11 protein-coding genes and 1 pseudogene are annotated in these 13,388 nt (G+C 67.2%); 1 reads left to right on the top strand and 11 read right to left on the bottom strand.

Features of this window, described 5'->3' with window-relative positions; genetic code table 11:
• Nucleotides 1-27 precede the first annotated feature (27 nt).
• Together hisS and BMX93_RS01715 are read right to left on the bottom strand one after the other, a co-directional pair.
• Nucleotides 28-1,359, bottom strand: a complete 1,332-nt coding sequence (hisS, locus tag BMX93_RS01710) for a histidine--tRNA ligase (RefSeq protein WP_091967041.1) — start codon at nt 1,357-1,359, stop codon at nt 28-30.
• Nucleotides 1,359-2,045 carry an MBL fold metallo-hydrolase gene (locus BMX93_RS01715; RefSeq protein WP_091967043.1) on the bottom strand — a complete coding sequence of 229 codons (687 nt, stop codon included), beginning with the start codon at nt 2,043-2,045 and terminating at the stop codon, nt 1,359-1,361. Before BMX93_RS01715 ends, hisS begins: the two co-directional genes overlap by 1 nt.
• Before the next feature lie 30 nt (nt 2,046-2,075).
• Between BMX93_RS01715 and BMX93_RS01720 the strand changes: the two genes are divergently transcribed.
• Entirely contained in the window at nt 2,076-3,320 is a 1,245-nt protein-coding gene (locus tag BMX93_RS01720) for a DUF349 domain-containing protein (RefSeq protein WP_091967045.1), read from the top strand.
• Between the two features lie 165 nt (nt 3,321-3,485).
• On the opposite strand, the gene BMX93_RS01725 is transcribed toward BMX93_RS01720, so the two are convergent.
• The 9 genes and pseudogenes from BMX93_RS01725 to BMX93_RS01765 form a co-directional block, all read right to left on the bottom strand.
• Nucleotides 3,486-5,840: a RelA/SpoT family protein gene (locus BMX93_RS01725; protein ID WP_091967047.1), complete on the bottom strand. Its 2,355-nt coding sequence runs from the start codon at nt 5,838-5,840 to the stop codon at nt 3,486-3,488.
• Nucleotides 5,841-5,897: 57 nt separating this feature from the next.
• Nucleotides 5,898-6,440 carry an adenine phosphoribosyltransferase gene (locus BMX93_RS01730; RefSeq protein ID WP_091967050.1) on the bottom strand — a complete coding sequence of 181 codons (543 nt, stop codon included), beginning with the start codon at nt 6,438-6,440 and terminating at the stop codon, nt 5,898-5,900.
• Nucleotides 6,441-6,444: 4 nt separating this feature from the next.
• Complete coding sequence (gene secF, locus BMX93_RS01735; protein WP_091967052.1) at nt 6,445-7,626, bottom strand: protein translocase subunit SecF; 1,182 nt, start codon at nt 7,624-7,626, stop codon at nt 6,445-6,447.
• The gene (gene secD, locus BMX93_RS01740; RefSeq protein WP_143052774.1) at nt 7,623-9,380 is read right to left on the bottom strand and encodes a protein translocase subunit SecD; all 1,758 of its coding nucleotides are present in this window, start codon (nt 9,378-9,380) and stop codon (nt 7,623-7,625) included. The genes secF and secD overlap by 4 nt, the downstream gene beginning before the upstream one ends.
• 24 nt (nt 9,381-9,404) lie before the next feature.
• The gene (gene yajC, locus BMX93_RS01745) at nt 9,405-9,968 is read right to left on the bottom strand and encodes a preprotein translocase subunit YajC (protein ID WP_177170015.1); all 564 of its coding nucleotides are present in this window, start codon (nt 9,966-9,968) and stop codon (nt 9,405-9,407) included.
• A gap of 94 nt (nt 9,969-10,062) precedes the next feature.
• Nucleotides 10,063-11,115, bottom strand: coding sequence for a Holliday junction branch migration DNA helicase RuvB (gene ruvB, locus BMX93_RS01750; RefSeq protein WP_091967261.1), 1,053 nt, complete (start codon nt 11,113-11,115; stop codon nt 10,063-10,065).
• Nucleotides 11,116-11,203: 88 nt separating this feature from the next.
• Nucleotides 11,204-11,809, bottom strand: a complete 606-nt coding sequence (gene ruvA, locus BMX93_RS01755; protein ID WP_091967055.1) for a Holliday junction branch migration protein RuvA — start codon at nt 11,807-11,809, stop codon at nt 11,204-11,206.
• Nucleotides 11,769-12,312, bottom strand: a pseudogene (gene ruvC / locus BMX93_RS01760) (crossover junction endodeoxyribonuclease RuvC); the annotation flags it as partial. The gene ruvA and the pseudogene ruvC, both read right to left, overlap by 41 nt.
• A gap of 124 nt (nt 12,313-12,436) precedes the next feature.
• The gene (locus BMX93_RS01765) at nt 12,437-13,237 is read right to left on the bottom strand and encodes a YebC/PmpR family DNA-binding transcriptional regulator (RefSeq protein ID WP_091967059.1); all 801 of its coding nucleotides are present in this window, start codon (nt 13,235-13,237) and stop codon (nt 12,437-12,439) included.
• Nucleotides 13,238-13,388: the final 151 nt, after the last annotated feature.

Consider the following 13,388-nt stretch of genomic DNA (forward strand, 5'->3'; position numbering starts at 1 on the left):
CATGATGGTGGCCTGGACCGGCCCGGCTCATTCGGCGGGCAGCACCCTCGGCCAGCGGTCATCGTCGGCGGGTGACCACTCGTGGGCATCGCAGGGCTGCTGTTCACCTGAGCGGATGTCCTTGATCTCGCCCACCAGGCCACCGAACCACACGAAGGGGATGCCGCGGCGGTCGGCATAGCGGATCTGCTTGCCGTACTTGTCCGCTCGTGGCGCCACCTCGCAGGGCACACCGCGCGAGCGCAGCATGGCCGCCACCTCATCGGAGACGCCGCGGCTGTCCTCGTCGTCCACGGCGACGAGGACACAGCTGGGCACCGAGCGGCTCACGACGAACTCATGACGCGCCAGCAGCGGATCGAGCAGCCGTGTCACGCCCAGGGAGATGCCCACTCCGGGATAGGAGTTCTTGCCGTCGCTGGCCAGCGAGTCGTAGCGTCCGCCCGAGGAGATCGAGCCGAGCGACTCGTGGCCGACCAGCTCGGTCTCGTAGACGGCACCGGTGTAGTAGTCCAGGCCGCGTGCGATGGACAGATCGGCGCACAGCCGGCCCGGTACCCTGTGGTGTGCCTGCTCGACGAGGGTGACCAACTCCTCCAGGCCCTCGTCGAGCAGCGGGTGTCTCACCCCGAGCTCGCGAACCTGTTGCACAAATCCGCTGTCCAGGGTGCGAATGCCGGCCAGCTGTACGCACCGCTGGGCCACCTGCGAGGACAGCTCCAGCTCGTCGACGAGCAGTTCGCAGGTGGCCTGCGGACCGATCTTTGCGTACTTGTCGACCACTTGCAGCACTGCCAGGGTGTCCTCGATGCCCAGGCCGCGGTAGAAGCCCTCCGATAGCTTGCGATTGTTGACGTGCATGAGCACCGGCGCCAGGCCGATCTGGTCGTGCAGCTTCTCCAGCGCCTCGAGCATCACCAGCGGCACCTCGATGTCGTGGTGGATGGCCAGCTCGCCCTGCCCGAGGATGTCGATGTCGGCCTGGGTGAACTCGCGGTAGCGGCCCTCCTGAGGACGCTCACCGCGCCAGACCTTCTGGATCTGGTAGCGGCGGAAAGGGAACTGCAGATGCCCGGAGTGCTCCAGCACCCAGCGAGCCAGCGGCACGGTGAGATCGAAGTGCAGTCCCAGCTCGCCCCGGTCGTTGTCCTCGGCATGCAGTCTGCGCACCACATAGACCTCTTTGGTGATCTCCCCCTTGCGGGACAGCTGCTCCAGGGGCTCAACCGAGCGCGTTTCGATGTTGGCGAAACCGTGCAGTTCAAAGCTCTCCCGCAGCGTGTCGAGGACCGCGAGCTCCACCATCCGCCCTCGTGGCAGGTATTCGGGGAAACCGGACAGCGGCTTGGGACGCGCCATCAGTACTGCACCTCCAGATAGGAATCGGTGAGATAGGGATTGTTCTCCAGCTCGTGCTTCACCGTAGTGGACGGCCCGTGGCCGGGCAGCACGTGCGCCTGCCCCGGCGCGGTCCTGATCTTCTCGCGCAGACTGGCGCGCATCGCCGCGTCGTCGCCGCCGGGCAGGTCGGTGCGGCCAATACTGCCGGCGAACAGCACGTCGCCGGTGAACAGCAGGCGTCCGCGCTGGGAGTCCAGACCCAGCAGCACCGAACCGGGGGTGTGGCCCGGGGCATGGATGACACTGATATCGAGGCCGGCCACTGCCAGGCCGACGCCGGGCTCGTAGCACTCGACGTGCGCCGGCTCGGACAGGGTGCGCGTGCCGATGAGCCGGTCGAGCGAGGCCGCCATCGGCGCCGACAGCCCCTTGCCCGGATCGCTCAGCAGACCCCGATCGGCCTCGTGCACCCACACCGGACAGCCGTGGGCATCGGCGAGCAGCCCCGCCTGAGCGCAATGATCGATGTGCCCGTGGGTCAGCAGCACCGCCGACAACTCCAGATGGTGCTCCGCGAGGGTCGTGTCCACCCTCTGGGCGGCGTCCATGCCAACGTCGATGGCGATCGCCTCCTGTCCTTCACCCTTCGAGACCACATAACAGTTGGCCTGCCATGGCCCGGCCACGAAGTAGGCGATGAACATGATCGTCAGCCTATCGGGCAAGATGGGGTTATGAGCGATAGTGCAGGTCCGACCACCCACGGCCGCGTCGATCCCGACGGGACCGTGTATGTCATCACCTCGGCTGGTGAGCGGCGGGTCGGTCAAGTCCCCGATGTGAGTCCCGACGAGGCGCTTGCCTTCTTCACCCGTCGGTTCACGGCCCTCGAAACCGAAAGCTCCCTGCTGCGCCAGCGGGTGCAGTCTGGATCCGTGGCGCCCGACGAGGCTCGCAAGCAGATCAACGCCCTCAAGCGGAGCATCGCAGAGGCGAACGCGGTGGGCGATCTCGAGGCGCTGGCCGCCAGCCTGGAGGACCTGGCTCCGGTTGTCGAAGGGCAGCTGCAGGAACGGCGGCAGGCTCGTCAGCGGGAACACGAGCGCACCCGCGAGGCCAAGGAGGCCATGGTGGCCCAGGCCGAGAAGCTGGCCCAGGGCACCGACTGGCGGGGCGGCGTCAGCCGCTTCCGTGAGCTCCTCGAGCAGTGGAAGGCCCTGCCCCGCATCGACAAGGCCACCGATGACGAACTGTGGCATCGCTTCAGCTCGGCGCGCACCGTCTACACACGACGGCGCAAGGTGCAGTTCGCCCAGCAGGCCGAGGAGCGCGACGATGCCCGCAAGGTGAAGGAAGAGATCATCCGCGAGGCCGAGGGCCTGGCCGGTTCCACCGACTGGGGCGAGACGGCCCGGGACTTCCGCGATCTCATGACCCGCTGGAAGGCTGCCGGTCCCGCGCCGCGCGACGTCGACGAGAAGCTGTGGGAGCGCTTCCGATCCCTGCAGGACACCTTCTTCGAGGCTCGCAAGGCCGCCCTGGCCGAGCAGGACGAGGAGTTCCGCGGCAATCAGCAGGCCAAGGAGGCCCTGCTCGACGAGGCCGAGAAGTCGATCCTGCCGGTCGGCGACGTCGCCAAGGCCCGCAGCCAGCTGCGCGCCTTCCTGGAGAAGTTCAACGCCTACGGGCGCGTGCCCCGCGATGCCCTGCGTTCCATCGACGCCCGGGTTCGCGATCTCGAGCAGGCCGTGAAGACCGCCGAGGAAAACGAATGGAAGCGCACCGATCCTGAGGCGCGTCGGCGTGCCGCCGACACGGTCGAGATGTTCAGCGCCCAGATCGACAAGCTCAGCCGCCAGGCCGAAGCGGCACAGGGACGCGGAGACACCCGCAAGGCCAGCCAGCTGAGGGACTCGATCGACACCTACCGCGGCTGGCTGGAGCAGGCCCGCAAGGCCCTCGACGAGTTCAGCGCCTGAGCACGTCTGGCGCTGGCGTGCTTTTTATGACCTTCATCGGCCATGAGGGTGCCGGTGGGGGCCTTGCGGGCCGAACTGGGGCAGGAAAAGCGCGCCTGCCCCTCGTTGCGGTGCCTGGACAGTCTCGTGCTGGTTCGCTAGCTGCTGGCTCGATGCCGGCCAGGCTCACTGCTTGACCCGGTAGACGTCATAGACCCCGGCCACCGTCTTGATCGTGGACATCACATGGTGCAGATGAGTCGGGTCGCTCGACTCGAAGGTCAGCTTGACGCGCGCGAGCTGGTTCTTCGTCACCCCCACATTGGCGGAGGTGATGTTGACATGCTGATCCGCCAGCGCTCGGGTGATGTCAGCCAGGCCGCCGGGCCGATCCAGCATTTCGACCGCGATGCTCACAAGGAAGCCTGCCGAGCTGTCAGGAGCCCACTCCACCTGCACGATCCGCTCGGAATGGGTGAGCAGATTGGCGGCATTGGTGCAGTCGCGGCGATGCACCGACACGCCGTTCTCGCGCGTCACGAACCCGAGGATCTCGTCGCCGGGCATCGGGGTGCAGCACTTGGCCAGCTTCACCCACATATCGGGATCGCCATCCACCACGATCCCGCTGTTCGCCGAGCTGGGACGCCTGGCGCGCCCCGGCTTCGGCAGGACCGAAGCCTCCTCGAAGCTCTCGGCGGCAGCTGCCTCGTAGCCGCCCTCGGTGGCGAGGAGGCGTTGTACCACGCTCGGCGCACCCACGACGCCCTCGCCCACTGCGGCATACAGCGAGTCGACACTGGTCAGCTTCAGTTCGTCGGCGACCGCCGTGAGGTGCTCGAGAGTGAGGAGCCGCTGCAGCGGCATACCGCTCTTGCGCAGCTGCTTGGCCAGCGCATCCTTGCCCTGGTCGATGGCCTCCTCTCGGCGTTCCCTCGTGAAGTACTGGCGGATCTTGCTCTTCGCCCGGGGACTCACCACGAAGTTCAGCCAGTCTCTGCTCGGCCCGGCGTTCTTCGCCTTGCTCGTGAGGATCTCCACGATGTCGCCGTTCTGGAGCTGGCTCTCCAGCGGCGCGAGCTTGCCGTTGACCCGCGCGCCGATACAGCGGTGCCCCACCTCGGTGTGGATGGCGTAGGCCAGGTCGACCGGGGTGGCGCCCTGTGGCAGCGCCTGGACATCGCCCTTCGGAGTGAAGACGTAGACCTCGCGGGTCTGGATCTCGAAGCGCAGCGTGTCGAGGAAGGCCTCCGGGTCCTGCTCCTCCTTGGTCCACTGGTTGAGCTGGTGCACCCAGGCGAGATCGGTGCCCTCAGGGTCGATCTTGCCGTCGTCGGCGTTCGGATCCTCCTTGTACTTCCAGTGCGCCGCCACGCCGTACTCGGCACGCCGGTGCATCTCGTGGGTTCGGATCTGGAACTCCACAGGGTGGTTCCCGCTGCTCAACACCGTGGTATGCAAGGACTGGTACATGTTGAATTTCGGCATCGCGATGTAGTCCTTGAAGCGCCCGGGCAGCGGATTCCAGTGCGTATGGATGACGCCGAGTGCCCCATAGCAGTCCCGGGTGGTGTCCACGAGGATGCGCAGCCCCACGAGATCGTAGATGTCGGAGAAATCGCGCCCGCGCACCACCATCTTCTGGTAGATGGAGTAGTAGTGCTTCGGGCGTCCATAGACGACGGCCTTGATCCCGGCATCCTTGAGGTAGACCTTCACCTCGTCGATCACCTCACGAAGCTGCTGCTCACGCTTGGGGGCGGCCTGGGCCACCAGCCGCACGATCTCGTCGTAGACCTTGGGCTGGAGAGTCGAGAAGCACAGGTCCTCGAGTTCCCATTTGATGGCGTTCATGCCCAGCCGATGGGCCAGCGGTGCATAGATCTCGAGCGTCTCGCGGGCGATTCGGTTCTGCTTGTCGGGACGCAGGAAGCCCAGCGTGCGCATGTTGTGCAGCCGGTCGGCGAGCTTGACCACCAGGACCCTGATATCGCGGCTCATCGCGATGACCATCTTGCGAATGGTCTCGGCCTTCGCCGAGTCGCCGTACTGGACCTTGTCGAGCTTCGTGACCCCGTCGACCAGTGCTGCGATGGTCTCGCCGAAATCTGCACGCAGCTGCTCGATCGTGTAGCTGGTGTCCTCGACGGTGTCGTGCAGCAGAGCAGCGCACAACGTTGGCTCGGTCATTCCCAGCTCGGCGAGGATGGTGGCGACGGCCAGCGGATGGGTGATGTACGGGTCGCCACTCTTGCGGGCCTGACCCAGGTGGTAATGCTCCGCGGTGCGATAGGCGCGCTCCACCAAGGACAGGTCGGCCTTGGGGTGGTTCGCCCGGATCACCGAGAACAAGGGGTCGAGGACGGCCGACTGCGGTGCCTTCACCATGCCGAGTCGAGCCAGCCGCTGGCGCATCCTCAGCCGTGGCTGCTCGGGTCCGGAGGCAGCACGCTCGACACCGGTCACCGGGGCCGGCGAGCGGGTCGTCAGCTCGGTGCGCGATCTGTCGCCGTAGGGGCCATAGACCTCATCGGTACTCATGAGCCAGCCCCCTTTCGTGTTGGTGGACCAAGCTTAGTAGCGTCCCCACACCTGGGATCAGCAGACCAGAATCGAGGAATAGCTGGTCACGCCGCACTCCCCCAAGTGCTTGCGTCCCCCCAGCCCCGCCAGCTCGATGACGGTCTCGACGTGCACGATCTCGGCGCCCTCGCGCGCCACAAGCTTCGCCGCCGCTCCGAGGGTTCCGCCGGTGGCGAGCAGGTCGTCGACGATGAGCACCCGCTGGCCCGGACGCAGCGCATCGCGATGGATGTTGAGGCTGCTGGAGCCGTACTCGAGGAGATAGTCCTCCTCGAAGACCGGGGCGGGCAGCTTGCCGGGCTTGCGCACCGGCACGAAGCCCACGTCCATCTGCAGGGCCATCGGGGCGCCGAACAGGAAACCGCGCGAGTCGATCCCGACGACGACGTCGATCGGGCCGGGCAGCTGCCCGACGAGGACGTCGATGGTCTCCCGGAAACCGTCGGGATCCGCGAGCAGGGGCGTGATGTCGCGGAACTGAACTCCGGGTTCGGGGAAATCGGGGATGGTGCGCACCAGCGAGCTGATCTTCGCGACCCGCGCGTCGACTGAGGACATGCCGTCACTTCCTGCGCTGGCTACGGGTCTTGTGGACGGGCTGGGTGCGAGTACCGGGCTGGAGGGTGGTCGGCAGGGTTGCTCCACTGAGCTGGGACGGCGTGTGCTCACCGGTGGCCACCGTGGTGGTGACGCTCACCTTCGCTGCGGAACGGCTGCGGCGGCGCTCGAGGGAGGCCACATGTCTCTTCATCGCCGGCTCCGCCTCGCGCAGCTGGGCCAGCAGTGGGGTGGCGATGAAGATCGACGAATAGGCGCCGGTCACCATGCCGATGAGCAGCGCCAGGCCGAGATCGGCCAACGGCCCCTCCCCACCGAGAAAGCCGATGCCGGCGATGAGCAGCGCGAGCACGGGCAGGATGCCGATGAGGGTGGTGTTGATGGAGCGCACCAGCACCTGGTTGACGGCGACATTCGCTGCCTCGGAGAAGGTGCGGTCCTGCTTGGTGATCTCGCGGGTATTCTCCCGGACCTTGTCGAAGACGACCACCGTGTCGTAGAGCGAATAGCCCAAGATGGTCAGCACGCCGATGAGCGTGGCCGGAGTGACGGTGAAGCCGACGAGCGCGTAGAAGCCGACGGTGACGAGGAGATCGTGCCCCAGGGCGACGAGCGCGGAGACCGACATCCGCCACTCCCGGAAGAACAGCCAGATCATCAGCCCGACGAGCACCAGGAAGACGACCAGGGCCTGCAGGGCCTTGTCGGTGATCTGCTGGCCCCAGGACGGCCCGATGAGCGAGTAGTTCACCTTCTCCGGCGTGGTCTGCGCCGAGTCGGCGAGCTCATGGCGCAGTGTGCTGACCTCGTCGTTCCCCAGACTTCTGGTCTGGATGCGCACCGAGTCGCCCCCCACGGTGGTGACCTCGTAGCCCTCCAGGTTCGGTACCGCCGAGCGTGTGAGCACCTGCTTGAAGTCGGGGACGGTCTGCGAGCTGACCGAGCTCACCGGAACCGTGAACACCGAGCCGCCCTTGAAGTCGATACCCAGGTTCAGGCCCCTGGTGAACAGCGCGACGACCGAGATGAGCAGCAGGATGGCCGAGATCGTGTACCAGCGCCGGGCATGGGGCACGAAGCTGAACTCGAACTCCCCGGTGTAGAGCCGGTGGGTGAAGTTGCCCTTGGGCTCGTGCTCCCCCGCGCCGGGGCGGGGGGCCTTGTCGGTGCCGACCGGCTGGCTCATCGTGACTCCTTTGCCCCGACGCCCGCCGAGGACCTCGCGGTCCTCGCTTTCGCGGCACCGGTCCCGGACGAGGCGGATCCACCGCCCGGGTGTGACTGTCTGGTCCGCCGGCGTCCCAGCAGGGAGGCGCGACTGACCCCCAGGTGCTCGGGCTCGAAGCCGGAGAACCGCTGCCCGGTGCCGAAGAAGTGCGTGCGTCCCAGCAGCGTGACGAGTGGATGGGTGAAGAAGAACACCACGAAGAGGTCGATGGCAGTGGTGACGCCCAGGGTGAATGCGAAGCCCTTCACCTCGCCGATCGCCAGGATGAACAGCACCACGGCGGACAGCAGCTGCACGGCGTCGGCCATCACGATCGTGCCACGGGCCTTGCCCCAGCCACTTTGGATGGAGTGCGGCAAGGAGAACCCGTCGCGTATCTCGTCGCGGATCCGTTCGAAGTAGACGATGAACGAATCGGCCGTGACACCGATGGCCACGATCGCCCCGGCGATGCCGGGAAGGTTCATGGCGAAGCCGACGGTGGCTCCGAGCAGCACGATGACTGCCCATGTGACCAGGGCCGCGGCGCCCAACGAACCGACAACGACGATCCCCAGCCCACGGTAGTAAAGGAAGCTATAGACAATCACGAGGCCCAGCCCGATGAGCCCGGCGATGAGCCCCGCCTGCAGCTGATCGCCGCCCAGGCTGGCCGAGACGGAGTCGACGCTGGACACATCGAAGCTCACCGGCAGCGCCCCGAACTTCAGCTCGTTGGCCAGCGCCTTCGAGGTGGTGGCGTTGATATTGCCGCCGCTGATCTGCGCGCTGCCGCCGGTGATGGCGCTCGACACGCTGGGCGCCGAGATGACCTTGCCGTCAAGGACGATCGCGAACTGGTTCATCGGGGAGGACTGCTGGGCCAGGTGGGTGGTCGCCTGGCTGAACCGGTCGGCCCCCGCTGAATCGAACTCCAGCGAGACCACCCAGGCCACCTCCCCCTGGGGTATCTCCGCCTGGGCATTGGTGACATGAGTGCCGCTGATGAGCTCGGGGCCCAGCAGGTACTTCGTCGTGCCGTCCTCGCTGCACGCGAACAATGGCTGGTCGGGGACATTGGGGAAGGCGTCCCCGCACCTGAACTTGTCGAAATCCGCGTCGTCCTGAGCGCTTGGCTGCCAGTTCAGCAGCGTGGAGAAGTCGGCGGGGGCCGACGCCGGGGCAGTGGGCCGCGGGGTCGGGGTGGGGGTGGGGGATGGCGGCAGACCGGCGGTGGCCGGCGCGGTCTGCGGTGTGGGGGTCGGCGTGGGCGACGGCGGAAGGCCGCTCGTCACCGGTGCCGTCGGATTCACGCTCGCCGAGGGGCTGGACGTGGCGGACTGGGACTGCGAGGCGGAATAGACATTGCGGAAGGCCAGCTGGGCGGTGGTTCCGACGAGCTGGACCAGCTCGTCATTGCTCACATTGGGCACCGCAACCTGGATCTGCCGGTCTCCCTGCAAGGTGACCGAGGACTCGCCCACGCCCAGCGCGTCGACACGCTTCTGGATGATGGTGCGGGCCGTCTCGAGGTTCTCCTTGCTGGGTGCCGAGCCATCGCTGTTGTTGTGCGCGGTCAGTGTGATCGTCGTTCCGCCGCGTAGGTCCAGACCGAGCCTGGGGGCCCATGTCTTGCTCAGCGCCATGAGCCCGTAGAGGGCCACCAGGATGAGTGCGAAGACGATGAGCCGACGCCCGGGCTTTGCGTGTCGTGGACTGCTGGTGCGCGCCATCTGCTGCCGATTCTCCCCGAGCTCTCAGTTGCGATCCCGACCGGGCGCGTCGTCCGCATCGGGCTCGGGTGCAGCTGCCAAGGGCTGGGAGTCGGTGGTGTCCGGCGGCTCGCCGATGCTCGAACCGCTGTCCGTTGTGGGCCTGCTGGCCTCGCGCGGTGCATCGCCGATCGGGCTGAGCGAGGGGCTCGCCGGTGTCGTGCCGATGGAGATCTCCTCCGAGGGGGCGCTGAGCGATTCCTCGGTGCCCGCCGTGGCATCGGCCTCGATCGCCTCGGGGGTGGTGTCGTCCGTCGCATCGGAGTCGGCGAACTCGAACTCCTCTTCCTCGGCAGGCACGACTCGCGTGACCGCCTGCTTGACCACTGTGATGTCGACGCCGGGAGCCAGTTCGACAACGAACTGCTTCTCGCCGGCTGCTCGGATCGTGCCGAAGATTCCGCTGGTGAGCATGACGCGCGAACCGGGCTGTGCCTTGTTGAGCATCTCCCTTTGCTTGTCCATCTGCTTCTTCTGCGGACGGATCATGAGGAAATACATCGCCGCGAACATCACGACGACGAGGATGATCAGAGATGAGCCTTGCATAGTCGTCCTCTCTCGGGCACATCTGATGCGCCATGCCGTGGCGAGTTTACCGGTTCGGACACTCAACGCCACTCGCCGCGCACCCACCGAGGGTTCACGAGAACAGGTCGGGGCCCTCATCGCCGGATGGCCGGGGCCCGCCGGGGGCGCCGGGCGGAGCGGACAGCCCGAGATGGGCCCATGCCGCCGGTGTGGCGACCCGCCCGCGCGGGGTGCGCATGAGGAAGCCCTGGCGCACCAGGAAGGGCTCGGCGACCTCCTCGACGGTCTCGGTCTCCTCACCCACACTGATGGCCAAGGTCGACAGGCCCACCGGGCCGCCGGCGAACTTCGCGCAGATCGCCTCGAGCACGGCCCGGTCCAGGCGGTCCAGGCCCAGTTCGTCCACCTCGTACAGCTCAAGCGCGGCCTTCGCCAACGCGACGTCCACCCGCCCATCGGCGTTGACCTGGGCATAGTCGCGGACCCGGCGCAGCAGGCGATTGGCGATCCGCGGTGTGCCACGGGAACGTGACGCGATGAGCCGGGCCGAGTCGGCGTCGAGCTCGACATCGAGCTTGGCGGCCGAGCGGGTGACGATCCCGGTCAGGTCCTCGACCTCGTAGAAGTCGAGCTGAGCGGTGAAACCGAATCGATCGCGCAGCGGACTGGGCAGCAGTCCGGCACGGGTTGTCGCGCCGACCAGGGTGAACGGCGGGATACTGATCGGAATGGCGGTGGCCCCGGGCCCCTTGCCGACGATGACGTCGACGCGGAAGTCCTCCATCGCCAGATAGAGCATCTCCTCGGCCGGGCGCGACATGCGGTGGATCTCGTCGAGGAAGAGCACCTCGCCCTCGACGAGCCCCGAGAGAATCGCCGCCAGATCGCCGGGATGCTGGATGGCCGGGCCCGAGGTGATGTGCAGGGGTGCGCCCACCTCGGCAGCGATGATCATGGCCAAGGTGGTCTTGCCCAGCCCAGGCGGCCCGGAGAGCAACACGTGGTCGGGGGTGCTGTCGCGGTGCCGGGCCGCTGCCAGCACAAGCGAGAGCTGGTCCCTCACCCTGGGCTGGCCCTCGAATTCGTCGAGCCGGCTCGGCCTCAGGGCAGCCTCCGCGGCCTGCTCCTCGGGAGCGACCAGCGGGTCGACCGGGGAGTGCTCCATCATCGGCGCTCCCCTGGCCCTGGGCGCGAGCCGCGAGCTGACCCGCGGCGATCGCCGGCGATCGCGAGCACGATCGAGGTCGGCGTCATCACAGCCTCGCCAGTGATGCCAGGGCCGCCTTCATGAGCACGGGGACGGTCGGCGAGGGAGTCTGCTCGGCCAGCGGTGCCACCGCCTGGCAGGCGGCCTCGGCGTCCTTGGTCGTCCATCCCAGGCTTTCCAGACCCTCGAGGATCTGCTCGCGCCACTGCCCCACCGTCGCCTGGGACGGCGAGGCCGCCGGCTCGAAGGCGAGGTGATTCATCTTGTCCTTCAGCTCGATGACCAGCTTCTGCGCGCTCTTGCGGCCCACTCCGGGCACTGTGCACAGCGTCGCGAGGTCCTCACTGCGCACGGCAGCGGCGAGCTTTCCCGGGCTGAGGACCCCAACGATGGCCAGGGCGAGCTTGGGACCCACTCCGTTGGCCGAGCGGCACAGCTCGAAGCACTCGCGTTCCTGCGCAGTGGCGAAGCCGTACAGGCTCAGGTCGTCGTCGCGCACGAGCAGGCAGGTGTGCAAACGGGCCTCCTCCCCTACGCGCAAAGTGGCGGAGGTTGCCGGGGGGACCGACACCCGCAAGCCCAGACCGTGCACATCGACGACCACCCAGGTGACGCCCAGTGCCGCGACCACACCGCGGATCTGGGCGATCATGAGCGGCCCCTTGCGACGGCGGCGGCGTAGCGGTTGCTCGCGCCGCCGCGCCACAGATGGGTGATGGCCAGAGCCAGTGCGTCGGCAGCGTCCGCCGGCGTGGGTGGCGCCGCCAGGCCGAGCACCCGGGCCACCATGGCGCCGACCTGCTCCTTGCCGGCCCGGCCCGATCCGGTGAGTGCCGCCTTGACCTCGCTTGGCGTGTGCATGGCCACCTGGCATCCGGAGCGTGCCCCGATGAGCATGGCGATACCGGCCGCCTGGCCGACGCCGGTGACGGTGGGCAGATTGTGCTGAGCGAATACGGCCTCGATCGAGATGACATCCGGACGGTAGCTGTCGAACCACTCCGTGAGCCCTGCCTCGACGGCGAGCAGGCGCTGCGGATGCTGCTCGTGCGGATCGGTGCGCACCACCCCGACGGCCACCAGGCGCGGGCGGGCTCCCGGGGCGGCATCGATGATGCCGACCCCGCACCTGGTCAGTCCCGGGTCCACACCCATCACTCGCACCCTGCAACCTCCTGGCAGCAACCGATCCGGCATGATCCGAACGTCTGTTCGACAGTCTAGGGCCTGGCAGCATCGCGCCGGCAATCAGCCAGCGTCCGGCCGCTGCGTCGTGCGCTCAGTCCTCCTCGACCTCGAGGGCCTCTTCGACGGTATCGGAGTACTCGGCATTGGTGAAGACATTCTGCACGTCGTCGAGGTCGTCGAGGATCTCTACGATCTTTTCGATCTTGCGGGCCGCCTCCACATCGTCGACCTGCTGGTTGAAGCTGGGCACGAAGCTCACCTCAGCCGAGTCGTAGTCGATTCCCGCGGCCTGGACGGCCTTGCGCACTCCGACCAGGTCATTCGGATCGCTGATCAGCTCGAAGACCTCACCCTGGTCGAGGATGTCCTCCACTGAGGCCTCCAGGGTCGCCTCCAGCAGCTGGTCCTCGTCGACCGTGTGAGTGACACTCTTGCGTCCCTCCTCCACCTCATAGCTCTTGGAGACGGTCACGACACCCTTGCGGGTGAACAGCCGCTGCACGGAGCCGCCGTCGGCCATCGTCGCGCCGTTGCGCGTAATGGCAGTGCGCACATCGGCCACCGCGCGGTTGCGGTTGTCCGTGAGGCATTCGATGAGCACTGCGACGCCCTCGGGGCCGTAGGCCTCGTACATGATCTCTTCGTAGTTGACCGAATCGGCGCCATCGCCGGAACCACGCTTGACGGCCCGGTCGATGTTGTCGGCGGGGACCGAGTTCTTCTTCGCCTTCTGGATCGCGTCGTACAAGGTGGGGTTGCCGCTGGGGTCTCCCCCGCCGACCCTGGCCGAGACCTCGATGTTCTTGACCAGCTTGGCGAACAGCTTGCCGCGCTTGGCGTCAATCGCAGCCTTCTTGTGCTTGGTCGTCGCCCACTTGGAGTGACCGCTCATCTGCCCAAACCCCTTCCTCGACGTCTTCAGCTGGGCACGGGAGCACCCGTCCGCGCAGCAAACGAGCCAATTCTACCGAGCGGCCCCAAGCCGGTCACATCGCCATGCGCCGACAGTCCCCGGAGCTGGTGGCGCACGTACTCGACGCCGG

Origin of the sequence: Propionibacterium cyclohexanicum (genome assembly GCF_900111365.1) — a bacterium.
Taxonomy (GTDB): domain Bacteria; phylum Actinomycetota; class Actinomycetes; order Propionibacteriales; family Propionibacteriaceae; genus Propionibacterium; species Propionibacterium cyclohexanicum.

Excerpts from the sequence above, each read along its gene's own strand:
- hisS (WP_091967041.1), bottom strand. The coding sequence starts at position 1,359 with ATGGCGCGTCCCAAGCCGCTGTCCGGTTTCCCCGAATACCTGCCACGA.
- BMX93_RS01715 (WP_091967043.1), bottom strand. The coding sequence starts at position 2,045 with ATGTTCATCGCCTACTTCGTGGCCGGGCCATGGCAGGCCAACTGTTAT.
- BMX93_RS01720 (WP_091967045.1), top strand. The coding sequence starts at position 2,076 with ATGAGCGATAGTGCAGGTCCGACCACCCACGGCCGCGTCGATCCCGAC.
- BMX93_RS01725 (WP_091967047.1), bottom strand. The coding sequence starts at position 5,840 with ATGAGTACCGATGAGGTCTATGGCCCCTACGGCGACAGATCGCGCACC.
- BMX93_RS01730 (WP_091967050.1), bottom strand. The coding sequence starts at position 6,440 with ATGTCCTCAGTCGACGCGCGGGTCGCGAAGATCAGCTCGCTGGTGCGC.
- secF (WP_091967052.1), bottom strand. The coding sequence starts at position 7,626 with ATGAGCCAGCCGGTCGGCACCGACAAGGCCCCCCGCCCCGGCGCGGGG.
- secD (WP_143052774.1), bottom strand. The coding sequence starts at position 9,380 with ATGGCGCGCACCAGCAGTCCACGACACGCAAAGCCCGGGCGTCGGCTC.
- yajC (WP_177170015.1), bottom strand. The coding sequence starts at position 9,968 with ATGCAAGGCTCATCTCTGATCATCCTCGTCGTCGTGATGTTCGCGGCG.
- ruvB (WP_091967261.1), bottom strand. The coding sequence starts at position 11,115 with ATGGAGCACTCCCCGGTCGACCCGCTGGTCGCTCCCGAGGAGCAGGCC.
- ruvA (WP_091967055.1), bottom strand. The coding sequence starts at position 11,809 with ATGATCGCCCAGATCCGCGGTGTGGTCGCGGCACTGGGCGTCACCTGG.
- BMX93_RS01765 (WP_091967059.1), bottom strand. The coding sequence starts at position 13,237 with ATGAGCGGTCACTCCAAGTGGGCGACGACCAAGCACAAGAAGGCTGCG.